This window comes from Marinomonas sp. 15G6-16 (assembly GCF_055809555.1).
Genome location: NZ_CM147916.1, coordinates 2,941,167 through 2,954,286, shown reverse-complemented (window position 1 = coordinate 2,954,286; position 13,120 = coordinate 2,941,167). Strand labels below are relative to the sequence as shown.

At 40.0% G+C, this 13,120-nt stretch carries 11 protein-coding genes; 9 read left to right on the top strand and 2 right to left on the bottom strand.

The genetic code is table 11. The features are described from left to right. Nucleotides 1–25: 25 nt before the first annotated feature. The 6 genes from AC0L46_RS14115 to AC0L46_RS14090 all read left to right on the top strand — a co-directional run bounded on the left by AC0L46_RS14115 (nt 26) and on the right by AC0L46_RS14090 (nt 7,369). On the top strand, nt 26–976 hold the full coding sequence (locus tag AC0L46_RS14115; RefSeq protein WP_473504474.1) for an AEC family transporter: 951 nt from the start codon (nt 26–28) through the stop codon (nt 974–976). A 280-nt stretch (nt 977–1,256) separates the two neighbouring features. After that, a complete protein-coding gene (locus tag AC0L46_RS14110) occupies nt 1,257–2,144 on the top strand; it encodes a helix-turn-helix domain-containing protein (protein WP_414680132.1) in 888 nt (295 codons plus the stop codon). A 22-nt stretch (nt 2,145–2,166) separates the two neighbouring features. Continuing rightward, nucleotides 2,167–2,703: a flavodoxin gene (locus AC0L46_RS14105; protein WP_414680133.1), complete on the top strand. Its 537-nt coding sequence runs from the start codon at nt 2,167–2,169 to the stop codon at nt 2,701–2,703. A gap of 240 nt (nt 2,704–2,943) precedes the next feature. Then, nucleotides 2,944–3,258: a DUF3301 domain-containing protein gene (locus AC0L46_RS14100; RefSeq protein ID WP_414680134.1), complete on the top strand. Its 315-nt coding sequence runs from the start codon at nt 2,944–2,946 to the stop codon at nt 3,256–3,258. 215 nt (nt 3,259–3,473) lie between these two features. Then, nucleotides 3,474–5,360, top strand: coding sequence for a methyl-accepting chemotaxis protein (locus AC0L46_RS14095; RefSeq protein ID WP_473504471.1), 1,887 nt, complete (start codon nt 3,474–3,476; stop codon nt 5,358–5,360). Between the two features lie 122 nt (nt 5,361–5,482). Next, a complete protein-coding gene (locus AC0L46_RS14090; RefSeq protein ID WP_473504469.1) occupies nt 5,483–7,369 on the top strand; it encodes a methyl-accepting chemotaxis protein in 1,887 nt (628 codons plus the stop codon). 86 nt (nt 7,370–7,455) lie between these two features. Here AC0L46_RS14090 and gltX read toward each other — a convergent pair whose 3' ends face one another. Beyond that, on the bottom strand, nt 7,456–8,937 hold the full coding sequence (gene gltX / locus AC0L46_RS14085; protein ID WP_473504467.1) for a glutamate--tRNA ligase: 1,482 nt from the start codon (nt 8,935–8,937) through the stop codon (nt 7,456–7,458). 524 nt (nt 8,938–9,461) lie between these two features. Here gltX and AC0L46_RS14080 point away from each other — a divergent pair. Together AC0L46_RS14080 and AC0L46_RS14075 are read left to right on the top strand one after the other, a co-directional pair. Further along, nucleotides 9,462–10,625, top strand: coding sequence for a methyl-accepting chemotaxis protein (locus AC0L46_RS14080; RefSeq protein WP_473504465.1), 1,164 nt, complete (start codon nt 9,462–9,464; stop codon nt 10,623–10,625). After that, on the top strand, nt 10,622–11,458 hold the full coding sequence (locus AC0L46_RS14075; RefSeq protein WP_473504463.1) for a nitrate- and nitrite sensing domain-containing protein: 837 nt from the start codon (nt 10,622–10,624) through the stop codon (nt 11,456–11,458). Before AC0L46_RS14080 ends, AC0L46_RS14075 begins: the two co-directional genes overlap by 4 nt. 7 nt (nt 11,459–11,465) lie before the next feature. On the opposite strand, the gene xni is transcribed toward AC0L46_RS14075, so the two are convergent. Continuing rightward, entirely contained in the window at nt 11,466–12,257 is a 792-nt protein-coding gene (xni, locus tag AC0L46_RS14070; protein WP_473504462.1) for a flap endonuclease Xni, read from the bottom strand. A gap of 119 nt (nt 12,258–12,376) precedes the next feature. On the opposite strand from xni, the gene AC0L46_RS14065 reads away from it, so the two are divergent. Next, nucleotides 12,377–13,063: a hypothetical protein gene (locus AC0L46_RS14065; RefSeq protein WP_473504461.1), complete on the top strand. Its 687-nt coding sequence runs from the start codon at nt 12,377–12,379 to the stop codon at nt 13,061–13,063. Nucleotides 13,064–13,120: the final 57 nt, after the last annotated feature.

The window sequence follows — 13,120 nt, the reverse complement described above, 5'->3', positions numbered from 1 at the left end:
TAGAGCTTCTGCTATAAGGGCTGACGTGAACAATTTTTTAGATGTACTCGCATTTTCCTTTTCTATAACCATGCCAATTTTTCTCATATTGGGGTTAGGGATTGTTTTGTACAAGGTGAAACTCATCAATGACAACTTCATTGATACAGCTTCTAAATTGGTGTTTAACGTCACCCTTCCAGCATTACTTTTCATCAGTATTTCTCGAACTAATGTCTCAAGTGAAACTGATTTTTCATTAGTTATTTATGCTATGGCTGCCGTTGTAGCTACCTATCTAACACTTGAAGTTTTAATGAAATTTTGGGTGGAGGATAAAGCAGAAAGAGCGGTGTTAATTCAAGGGGCTTTTCGCTCCAACATGGGCATTATTGGTCTAGCCTATTGCGTGAATGCATATGGCAATGATGTTTATGCTGTGGCATCTGTCTACTTAGGCGGTGTTACTATTTTATTCAACATATTGTCTGTCATTGGTTTGAGCCGTGGCTTAGGCGGCAATATCAATGCTTTTGGCATACTAAAAGGTATTGCCAAGAACCCTCTAATATTGGCCATTCTCGCAGCGTTCGTCACTTCTATAACAGGCTTAAAACTACCCGCTACTGTTTATAAAGCGGGGGATTACTTTGCGCAAATGACATTGCCTTTAGCTCTACTGTGCGCAGGTGCGTCATTGAGTTTTAGCTCATTAAAAAATGGACTGTTTGGCTCTTTACTTGCGTCTGTCGGCAAGCTGATTTTTATCCCTATCATTTTAACTTTTGGGGGATATTTATTAGGCTATCGTGGAATGGAGCTAGGTGTCCTCTTCCTTATGTCTTCTGCTCCTACTGCATCAGCAAGTTACATCATGGTTCGTGCTATGAATGGAAACTCTGCACTGGCTGCCAACATCATTGTTATCACAACAATCGCCTCTCTGATCACAACCAGCATTGGTGTCACACTGTTAAGAAGCTTCAACCTAATCTAGGGAAAGTACGAACAAGTCCAATATGAACATATTGGCAAGAAGCTTAACAAAGAATAAAAAGTGTTTAACCCACGCCCTTCGGGTCTTCCTCTCAACTCTTTTTCTATTTAAACACCCAACATCTATTTAGAGACCCCAGCTAACCACCTGCGGTTAGCTCCTCATTACTTGCTCTATGTTTGATAAAAGTAAGTTTTTTGTCTTTCTAATGAGAATCACTTGCATTACTCTTAAAAAATGTTTTTAATGATAACCATTATCAGATTAGAGGTGACATGCAATGCAGTTAAACATGCATGATTTGTATGACAGTAAAGGAAAGGTGAAAGCGGAAATGGCAGCTAGCTTAACTGGCCATAAGTACCTGAGCGCCCTTTTACCTAACCTACAATTACTCAATCAGCATTTGCATAGCAGCACCGACATCGTCATTGAAGAAGAAGCTCAAGCAGGCCTTTATTTCTCATTTCTAGGAACAGGCCCTATAAACAGCATACAAGACATTCAATCGGTTCAGATTTCGTATCAACCAAAAAACCTTCATGGAAGTTTGGCCATGAAGAAAGATGATCAGTTGAGTTTGCTACAAATACGTATTACTCCGAGTCATCTGGCTTCGGTTCTTGGAGAAACAGAAGATCACGTTATTCAGCATTTCTCTTTGATGAAAGAAAAGTTAGGAAACGATAACGGTGTCATTCAACTTCCTTTTACAGAAAAAATGGCCAATATCAGCCAACCTATTTTTTCTCATAACGGACACTCTATTAGTTTAGCGGGTCAGGTTTATGCTGTTATTTTTAACTTGATTGAGCAGCTACAAATGCTAAATCACTTATCCGAATGCGAAAGCTGCCAAAGAAAACTTTTTCAAGCGCAGAACTTAATTGAAGCGCTAGAGCATGAAGCATTGGACCTAAAACACTTAGCACAACGTGTTGGATTAAACACTGAAGCACTTGCGATTGGCTTCTATCTTATTGTCGGACAACCACTAGATAGTTACTGGCAAAGTAGTCGAATCAAGTTTGCTGCAGCAAAACTGAGACAAAACCCAACAGAAAAAGGTAATATTGTCGCTCAAAGTGGTTTCTCAGAAGCACAGTTCGAGGCCGCTTTTATTCAGCATTTTGGTGTCAGCAGTCACCAATACGGACAAATTCATTAGATTACAGGAATACACGTACAACATGGCTCAATCATCTATAGCCCTTATTTACGGCACTGATACAAACAATACCGAAGAAGTTGGTCATAAGATCGCAAAACAATGGGAAGAGTTAGGGGAAAGTGTTGATATTTTCAATATCAAAGACATCGAACTTAGCACATTAGAGCAATACTCTACTCTCATTTTGGGTATCCCTACTTGGGACTTTGGTGGAATCCAATCTGATTGGGAAGACATCGGCGACAGCTTAGGCGAACTAGCTTTAGAAAATACAACAATTGCCCTTTACGGATTAGGAGATCAATTCGGATACGGTGATTACTTCGTTGATGCAGTTGGTTGGTTATACGAGAAACTATTACCAACAAATGCCACTTTTATTGGCCAATGGTCAACTGAAGGGTATGAGTTTGAAGCATCAAGAGCATGTGTCCATGACAAGAGCCACTTCATTGGTTTAGCCATAGACGAAGATCAACAGTTTGAACTCACTGACGAACGTATCGAACAGTGGGTTATCCAACTTTACGCAGAGAGAGCTGTAGAAGCTGCATAAATTATCACCCTGACTGGCCATAGAATTTAAGCAAACGACTCAAATTTGGACCCATACATTTGCTGCCCCGAATGCCAAATTTAGCTTTCTTTCAATGAGATAATATATGTAAGTTGCTCTGCAATGCGTGAAGAACGTGACTACCTCTCCTTTCTCTCCTGCTTGGAGGTAGTCACGTATTTCTTTTCTCAGTCACTATTCGTTATGATGTCATTAATTCCACTATAGATAATTGGCAGCATGAACATTCAACTCTCCGATATCGTTATTTTTCTCTTTTTTGGACTATGCGTGTATGCATGGTGGCGTAACATTTCAATTAGAGAACAAGCCCTCCTCAGAGCTAAAAAGCATTGCCAATCTCTCAATCTTCAACTTTTAGATGGCAGTGTTGCTGGCATAAAATGGAAGCCTGTATGGCATCAAGGCCAAATCAAAATCAAGCGAAGCTATAAGTTCGAATTTAGCTCAAGTGGTATTGCCCGCTACTCCGGAGAAATCCATTATCTTGGTAATAGACAGCAAGACATTTGGTTGAGTCCTCACGACTTTTAACCTTTCATTAAAAGCACCTAAATAAAATTCTTGAATTTTTATCATCTTATTTTTATATCAATAAATTGCAAAATAGGTTCTAGTAGAAATAGAATGAAAACGACTATTTCATAATATTTATGAATAGCCGTTGTTAGGGAACACACAAAATACGCCACACGAGCTTACCTAGTAAGCAAATTGATATTCTGCGTATCATTAAGAAAGGGTGAAAAATGTTAGCTAATCTGAGTTTTCGTACCAAACTTCTATCTCTACTTATAGCTGCTATTCTTGGCTTTATTCTCGTGACACTTGTCGCGTTACAAGGCCTAAAAGTTCAAGAAACCTCCTCTTCCAAATATGAACGTTTAACTACTGTTGATAAAAATCTAGCCTCTCTTGTTATAACTATGATGGAGGAATATGAATCATTATCAGGATTAGACGATTCAAATTACAACGATTTCCTAGAAAGGTTAGACACTACTCACAAAGAATCCATTGAGATACTTCAATCTGATTTGGGCTTAGTGACAGACCAGACTATTCAGAAAAATTTAAACGACATTATCGCTTCCGTAAATCAATACAATGAAGCCTTCATTTTGTTAGTCAATCAAAGACAAAAAATCGGTTTTAATGCCGCATCAGGTCTGAAAGCAAATATTTCAGAGTTAGGGGAAAAAGTTCTTAGTGAAATTTCATTCCTCAGCTTAGTAAAAGACGAATTCGTACCTGCACGTGAAGCGGCAAATAATTTCACTTTTGAAACAACACCAGAAAACAAACAAATCTTCCTATCTGCCTATGAGACTTTTTATAACACAGTGGAAAGTTTTGGACTGGCTGAGCGCTTTGGTGATGTTATCCAAACCTACCTTGCTTCAGTGGAGCAATTTGATGAGGAGTACCAGCAGCTCATTGCCCTACAATCTTCCTTTGATGAAAAGAAGGCTCACTTCAATGAAACTCGTGCTATTGCTGTAGAACATATGCAAACAGCCGTTATTGAGGCGCGCCAACAAGCTTTAAGCAGTTCTCAGCAAGCCAGCGCTAGCCTGATTATTGTCAGCATTATTGTGGCAATTTTAGCTTCTTTGATCATGGTCAGTATTGGCAACAGCGTTAAGAAAACACTTAACCAAATCATCAAAGACTTAAACAAAATTAAAGACGGCGACCTAACTGCTCAACTCTATGTAAACAATAAACGTAACGATGAATTCGACTCCCTTTGTAGCTCAGTCAATGAAATGACAAAAGGACTAGGCTCGGTTATTGGCGAAGTGGTCGATACCACTCAAGGCGTTAATAATATGGTCACCGAGCTCAATACGTCGGTGACCAACATAGCGCAAAGCAATCGCTCGGTCAGTGAACAAACGAATTCCTTGGCTACAGCAACAGAAGAGATATCTACGACAATTTCAAGTATCTCCGATACAACAGAAGACCTAAGCAAGCAGTCTCAAAACACTTATGAATCTGCCAAAGTTGGTTCAAATACGATTAAAGGTGCTTTATCTAACCTTTCCAGTACGATTGATGTGGTAAACACAACCAGCAAACAGCTCAATGAGCTGGGTCAATTATCGAAAGACATTGATAGCGTCATCAGCATGATCAATGACTTAGCCAATCAAACTAACCTACTCGCTCTTAATGCCGCAATAGAAGCTGCACGAGCAGGTGAAGCTGGTCGAGGCTTCTCGGTTGTAGCAGACGAAGTGCGCTCTTTGGCAGAGAAAACAGTCGATGCGACCGCAAAAATCACAGATATCGTTGGTACGATTCAAACATCAACTCAGGCTGCGATCGAAACCATGCATAATGGACAAGAAAGCTTACACGCCATTGAAGAATTTAGTGAGAAAGCAGAAGCTGCCATTCGTGAAATTGAGCTGAATGCCCAAACCAGCTCATCCTCTTCTATTGATATGGCTCGCTCTATTCAAGAGGTAGCTAAAACAGCCATCCATATGAGTGAGGAAATGGACAAGATTGCTCAACAACTTCAACGTGATAATGGTTACATTAATAGCATTGAAGGAAACACTAGAGACATTTACAACCAAACAGACAACTTGGATAAGAAAACCAGCGTCTTCGTTATCCGATAAATTAAAGAAAACATTGGAATACAAATACCCTCTAAAATAAATCAGAACAGATTGCTTATCTCTATATTTAGATGCTTTAATAAATTATAACAAAAATAAAGCTCTACTATAGGGATAACAATATGTTAGCTAATATCAGTTTTCGCACAAAACTCCTATACCTACTTTTAACCAGTATTCTTGGTTGCCTAATAGTGACAGCAGTGTCATTACAAGGCTTAAAAACACAAGAATCCTCCTCCGAAAAATTCGAACAACTTACCAGTGTAGATAAAAATCTATCCTCTCTTGTTCTTGCACTCATGGATGAATACGAATCGCTGTCGGCCATAAACGACCAAACCTATTCCGGTTTTATGGAGCAGATGCACACAAACTACCAAGAGTCAGTGAATACACTCTCGTCTGATATTCAACTAATCGACGACACGGAAACACAAAAGAATCTGCAAAACATCACTGAAGCTTTAAACCAATATCACGATGCACTCACACTCGTTATCAATCAAAGACAAAAAGTAGGCTTCAGTTCTTCTTCTGGTTTAAAAGCTGAGGTAACGACTCTTGGAGAAAGCACACTTTCTCTTGTGTCCTTCCTTAGCTTAATCAAACAAGAATTCCTACCCGTGCGTGAAGCTGAGAATATTTTTATATTTGAACCTTCTGCTGAGAACAAACAAATCTTCATGGAAAGGTATGAAAAATTCCATGAAAGAGTAAGCACTTTTGGTTTATTAGAGCAATTTGGCGCGGACTTAGACACGTACTTTTCGTCCATCACTAACTTTGATAAAGAAAGCCAAAAGCTTAACGACCTACAATCATCCTTTTTAAGTGTAAGAGAAGCATTCAATGCAACTCGTAAAGACACCGTTGACTACATGCAGAATGTGGTTAAACAAGCTCGTGAAGAAGCTAAAGCAAGTGCAACACAAGCCAGATTTGGCCTTATCGTTGTAAGTGCTATTGTGGCTATTTTGTCTGCTTTAATGGTTGTTGGGATTGGGCGTAATGTTAAAAACACTCTTTCTCAAATTATTACTGATCTCATTAAAGTAAAAGATGGCGACTTAACTGCTCGCCTGCATGTTAATCACAAACGTAATGATGAATTCGATTCCCTATGCCGTTCAGTCAATGAAATGACCACTGGCCTTCGTTCGGTCATTGGAGAAGTTGTCGACACCACTCAAGGGGTCAACAACATGGTTACTGAACTCAATACATCTGTGACCAACATAGCACACAGCAACCGTTCAGTTAGCGAACAAACCAACTCCCTAGCGACGGCAACGGAAGAAATATCAACTACTATTTCCAGTATATCTAACACAACGGAAGACTTAAGCAAGCAATCGCAAAACACTTATGAATCAGCCAAAGTTGGTTCAGAGACCATTAAAGGCGCTTTGTCTAATCTTTCCAATACAATTGATGTTGTGAACACCACCAGCAAGCAGTTAAATGAATTGGGTCAGCTATCAAAAGACATTGATAGCGTTATCAGCATGATTAACGACTTGGCCAATCAAACCAACCTACTCGCGCTGAATGCCGCAATTGAAGCAGCAAGAGCAGGCGAAGCCGGTCGAGGTTTCTCTGTCGTAGCGGATGAAGTTCGATCTTTAGCAGAGAAAACAGTCGATGCGACCGCGAAGATCACGGACATCGTCAGCACGATTCAATCCTCAACCCAAGCAGCCATCGAAACCATGCACAACGGTCAAGAAAGTTTGCATGCGATTGAAGAGTTTAGCGAAAAAGCGGAGTCTGCTATTCGTGAAATTGAATTAAATGCTCAAACAAGCTCATCCTCCTCTATTGATATGGCTCGCTCTATTCAAGAAGTGGCTAAAACGGCTATTCATATGAGTGAGGAAATGGATAAGATCGCTCAACAACTTCAGCGAGACAATAACTACATTAACAGTATCGAAGGAAATACCAGCGATATTCACAGTCAGGTAGCAAACTTAGATAAGAAAACCAGCCTATTCACCACAAAGTAAACGTTACTCATCATAGTGGATAGCAAAGTCCTAGAAACAAAAAATCGGCCAATAGGCCGATTTTTTGTTTTCAAAACACTCTTAGCTTAAAGAGCTGCGAACTCTTTTTCCCAACGTTTTGCTTCTTTCTTAGAAGGTCCACCTAAGACATTTACCGCAGTACGCATACGCGCACGAGAAATATCAGAACCAAGAATAGCCATAGAATCGAATACAGAAACAGATGCTGTCGTTCCTGAAATCGCAACAAACAAAGGAGCAAAGAATTCTTTTGGTTTAATCTCTAACGTTTGCGCCAGGGTTTTCATTTCGTTGAAAATTTCGTCTTTTTCCCACTTACTTAACGCTTCCAAGCGCCACAACGCAAATTGCATCGCCTTACGAAGTGTTTCTTCTTCCATTTTCACAGAGGCGAAGTCTTCTTTTGTGATTGGCAGCATACCTTTCAAGAAGAACCCTGCAACATCCGCAACATCTGAAAAAGTCTCAACACGCGGGATAACAAGAGGTAGAATCTTCATCAAGTATTCAGGATTCAATGCCCACTCAACGTATTTTTGAGCAAACACTTCAGGTGTCAGGTTTTCGCGAATCCAAGTACCATTTAGCCAACTCAGTTTTTCTACATCGAAAATCGGCCCACCTAATGACACGCGTTGAATATCAAAATTCTCAACCATTTCATCTAAAGAGAACTTTTCACGCTCATCTGGCATAGACCAGCCCATACGGCCAAGGTAGTTAATAACCGCTTCTGCCATGTAACCCATACGCTGATAGTAAAGAATACTGGTTGGGTTTTTACGCTTAGACAGTTTGGATTTATCTGGGTTACGCAGCAATGGCATATGACATAAAGTAGGCATGTCCCAACCAAAGTACTGATAAAGCAAGATGTGTTTAGGCGCAGAGTTGATCCATTCTTCACCACGAATAACATGGGTAATTTTCATTAAATGATCATCAACCACATTTGCCAAGTGATAAGTCGGCATGCCATCCGCTTTCAGTAAAACTTGCATATCTACTTGAGCCCAGTCGATCTCAATCGTGCCACGTAGCATATCTTCTACGACACACGTTCCTTCTTCTGGGATTTTCATACGCACAACATACGGTGTACCGGCATCTAGCTTAGCCTGAACTTCTTCTGGTGTTAGCTTTAATGCTCGTCCATCATACTTTTGTGGCAGACCTTGTTCTTTTTGTTCAATACGCATTTGATCAAGCTCTTCTGGCGTTTCAAACGCATAAAAAGCATGACCTTTTTCAATCAATTCAAGAGCGTATTGTGCGTAAATATCGCCTCGCTCACTTTGACGATATGGCCCGTATTCACCACCTACGTCTGGACCTTCAGCCCAATCAAGTCCCAACCAACGCAAAGCGTCTAGAATCATTTTTTCAGATTCTGGTGTACTACGAGTTTGGTCCGTATCTTCGATACGCAAAATAAACTTACCACCCATTTTTCGGGCAAATGCCATATTAAACAAGGCAATGTAAGCGGTTCCAACATGTGGATCGCCTGTTGGTGACGGCGCAATACGTGTTCTTATTTCTGACATAACACTCTCATTTGTCTGTTGTCTTAAAATAGCGACATTATAAGCCTCTCGCGGCTCATGGGTAAGAGTCTCTAGAAATATTTTGAGATAGATCGTCAAATCAATACAGAAAAGTAAGGACTTTGCACCACCTTAATACGCACCATTTTGGAATTAATTGGAAGAAAAGGTCATTTTGGTGCATTGCAAAACTGTGTTTTACATTTTTTTACTTGAAATTCATGCGGTTAACTAAAGCGGTTCTTGGCACTTTTTTTGTATAGTAATAAAGAGTTCACCAACGTCGGTTAACTTCATTCAAGGCAACGTCGCCCACTGCTGTGATTTTACAGTAGTACCAAATTAGGATTCTTTGTAATTAAAGAGCCTAAAGGGAGCTATTGCCTGTTCATATAACTTCCTTTTCTAAGACTCTCTTAATTTAATTTTTATTGAACCCTGTTGTTACATATAAAAAGATATTAAGCACGAATAGCCTTACTAAACTCTGCAAGAGTGCTAATTAATAATTTAAAGGAATCGCTATGCTACTAACGCCAGGAACCATATTAATAGCCTCGCTGCCCTATTATGCACGCCTAATCATTGTCGTACTTTTAGGTGCACTGACTATCTCAGCCGTTTTTATTTCTGATTTCTTTGTTCGCTCAGAAGTAGCTATTTCACTAGCAACCGCTTTACTCGTCTATTTTGCTATGTCATCCAGCGAACTCACCAGACGCCGTATAAATGAGCTCACCCAACATTTAAAAAACTTCGAGAATACCGATGTTGTAAACTTAACTTACAACGATCAAGAGTTTAATAAACTCGCTAATCATATAAATACGCTACTGAGAACTCTCAACAGGAAAGAACATTTATTGCAAAGCTGCGCTCAAGAAACTCGCTACACAGCAACCGAGCTACAAAACTCGTCAAATGTTGTTGCTGAAGGCGCACAAAAAGAACACCTCGCATTAGATGCATTGGTTTTAACAAGCCAAGAAATGAGTGAAACCATCAAGAACATCCTTTCAAGAATTGAATTAACATCGGAAATGGCAAATTTAACAAGCCAACAGTCTGAAGAAGGACAAACCGCATTAGAAGATTTAAAAGAACAAGTACATGCCATACAAACCAGTGTTTCCCATAACCAAACACAAATGACTCAATTAATTCAAACCGCACAAGACATCAGCGATTTTGTTAGCACAATTGAGCAGATAACTTCACAAATCAACTTACTGTCACTCAATGCGGCAATAGAAGCAGCCAGAGCTGGCGATGCAGGCCGAGGCTTTGCAGTGGTTGCCAATGAAGTAAGATCGCTTGCAGAAAATACCGACAATGCCGCTCAAGATATTGGCCGTTTAGTCGCTTCTATTGCCTCACAAGTGAAAACATCCGAGCAAACCAGCTTAAAGCTAATTGAGCTCGCAACCAGTGCAAGTTCTGGGTCTGATACAGCGACAGAGTCGCTTGTTTCCATTCACAAGGCAGCACAATCCACAAAAGAAGAAATAGATCATTCAACTCAAATAATTACTGAATTTGGTCGTGAAAACACAAATATGTGCGAGCGTTTACAAAATATCGTTATGGTAAGCGAGCAGCACAATCAAGCAAGTAAAGACACCAAAGACATGGTGAAATACATGGAGTGGTTGTCTTCTCGACTAGAGCAAAAGGAAATGGAATTATGATGCTGATTAGTGTGTTTGTTATTGCTTGCCTGACCATTATTGCCTTGGCTTTAGGACGACTCATTTGGTCTCAAAAAGCCGATAAAGAACGCTCTATTCATGGTATTCTAGGCGTTTCGGTTTATATAGAGCTAATAAAATTAACTCAACAACATAGAGGAATGCATTCTGGCTTTTTAAATGGAAAACTGGAATTTAAAGAAAAGCTAACCACACTAGAATCCAGTATTGATCAGTATTATACAGACTTACTCAAGTTCGAAAAAAACCATTCGTACCCAGAGAATTTGAGCGCACACTACCCTTTTAAACAATGGCAACGATTACTCAATAACAATGCGATAGACAGCGCAGAAAGCTTCCGCATTCATTCCGGCATCATTGCTCGCTTACTGGACGCTCTATGGGACATGTCTGACGAGTTTTCTCTAACCTCAAATCACAATATTGAAGTCCGAACCCCTGCTCAGCAGCTTATAAAAACCTTACCAGAGCTTACAGAATCTCTAGGCCAAATAAGAGCCTTGTCCGTTCAAGTGGCTTCAAAGCAAGAAATGACGCCAGATAAAAAACTACAACTCTTATTCACTATTGAAAAAATAGAAGAGCACTGTAAGAACTTAACAACGCCGCTGCCTGCAGATACCTATAAGCACCTAACTGACTTTACCCAAAAAATTAAGCGAGATATTCAACAATCGCAGTTAAGCCAACAAAGCCCAGACACACTTTTTCAAGAAGCCACAAAGGTGATTGATCAGCTCTTTGGCGTGATTCATGTTGAGTTTGAAACCTTAAAAACCACAATCAATGACATTAAGAAGTTATTTTAGGAAGTTTTCATACAGTAGCTTTTGGAAAATAGCGAAGCTGTGAGAGGCGAACGCCAATATTGACATCTGTTTTGAGAGCCACCAAAGAGCGGGACAAAAGGCATTGCTCACGGCCGCCTGATAGCATGTTCTGAATTCGCTCAGGGAAAGAAGATAAATTGGCGTAAATATCTTCTATCGTCGGAAAATCTTCGATGATGCCCATGGCTGTTTTTGGCCCAATGCCTTTTACACCTGGAATACGGTTTGTTGTGTCACCAACCAGTGCCCAGTAATCAACAAGCTGATCGGGTTCTACCCCATATTTTCCGGGAACCCAAGCCTTGTCATAACCTAACTTTGCAAAGTAATCATATTGATAAATCTGCTCATCACCTAGCAATTGAGTAAAACCTTTATCGGTCGAGACAATGTACGACTTAATGTGATTTTGAGACGCTTTGACCGCCAAGGTGGCAATTAAGTCATCCGCTTCCCAGCCATCTAATCTCAAGCAATGCAAACCGTTAAAACGAAACACCTTCGCGAACTCTGACAAAGACTCTAATAATTGATCGTCCATCGGCACTCGCCCCAGTTTGTATTCTGGGTACACTTCATGTCGCCATGTTTTGCCATTGGAATCAAAGACCACAACCACATATGACGGCTTAAATTGTGTCGTCAGTTTTGCTAAAGCATCAATCGCAATACTTTGTGTTCGCTCAACTCGACGAGACAAATCAGGCTCAGCATCCAACGCCGCATAAAGTCGTCGAATCAAATTCATACCGTCAATAATGAGTAATTTTTTATCCACGCCAAACCCTTTTCTTTTCTTGATTCACTGATTGTCTCGTTGAATTATTAGGTTAACATGTGGAAAGGCTCAGCACGATAATTAGTGTTGTGGATAGCAAAACAAAAGGAATCTATTTAATGAAACAGTCTCAAGTTTATTTCGGAGTTATTGGTTTATTGGTCGCATCGCCCTTGCTATCTGCTCCTATTAGCGCTGTTATTGGATTAGATAACAGCCAAATTATAGAAAACAATCAAACCATCAGCTTAACGCCAAATGAAGGGACATTACTTCCTTTACAAGAAAACTTTTCGCCTATTATTTATCCTCAATCGGGTGCATATGGGAATTGGCTGAATGAAATAGGCAAAAAAGTCAGAATTGAACATAAACAGAGAGATTTAAGTTACACCGGAAGGCTGGTGAAACTGGAACAAAATACCCTTTCATTTTCTATCAGCATTAATGGCAAATTAACCACCTTGCCTTTAAGTGATTTCTATTTGATTCCTAATGAGCAAGATTCAGAAAAAGAAGGCACCAGTAGCGCGACGTTTCCTATCAGCTATCAGAGCAATCAACTTTCATGGTCGCCACAACTTAACCTAGTGCTAGAAAATGGCTCTGTTTCAGTATCTCAGCAAGCTATGTTACAGAATCGCTCTGACTCAAAAATCACACTTGAAGACAGTATTTTGCATTATTCTCGTACAGAATCACCACAATTTTTGAAAGTTGAGAGAGCGAGCTTAGCAATGGATTCTGCAACCGGCTGCTGTCACTTATCAGGACAACGAGATTCTCTTTCCTCTCAAGACAAATAACCTAACATTGCCCCCCTATTCAAATCTGCTTTACGCTTTACCAAGCAGTAAAAGTAA

What these genes read in the sequence shown, in the direction of transcription:
- AC0L46_RS14110 (WP_414680132.1), top strand. Translation starts at nt 1,257, where the DNA reads ATGCAGTTAAACATGCATGATTTGTATGACAGTAAAGGAAAGGTGAAA.
- AC0L46_RS14105 (WP_414680133.1), top strand. Translation starts at nt 2,167, where the DNA reads ATGGCTCAATCATCTATAGCCCTTATTTACGGCACTGATACAAACAAT.
- AC0L46_RS14100 (WP_414680134.1), top strand. Translation starts at nt 2,944, where the DNA reads ATGAACATTCAACTCTCCGATATCGTTATTTTTCTCTTTTTTGGACTA.
- AC0L46_RS14095 (WP_473504471.1), top strand. Translation starts at nt 3,474, where the DNA reads ATGTTAGCTAATCTGAGTTTTCGTACCAAACTTCTATCTCTACTTATA.
- AC0L46_RS14090 (WP_473504469.1), top strand. Translation starts at nt 5,483, where the DNA reads ATGTTAGCTAATATCAGTTTTCGCACAAAACTCCTATACCTACTTTTA.
- gltX (WP_473504467.1), bottom strand. Translation starts at nt 8,937, where the DNA reads ATGTCAGAAATAAGAACACGTATTGCGCCGTCACCAACAGGCGATCCA.
- AC0L46_RS14080 (WP_473504465.1), top strand. Translation starts at nt 9,462, where the DNA reads ATGCTACTAACGCCAGGAACCATATTAATAGCCTCGCTGCCCTATTAT.
- AC0L46_RS14075 (WP_473504463.1), top strand. Translation starts at nt 10,622, where the DNA reads ATGATGCTGATTAGTGTGTTTGTTATTGCTTGCCTGACCATTATTGCC.
- AC0L46_RS14065 (WP_473504461.1), top strand. Translation starts at nt 12,377, where the DNA reads ATGAAACAGTCTCAAGTTTATTTCGGAGTTATTGGTTTATTGGTCGCA.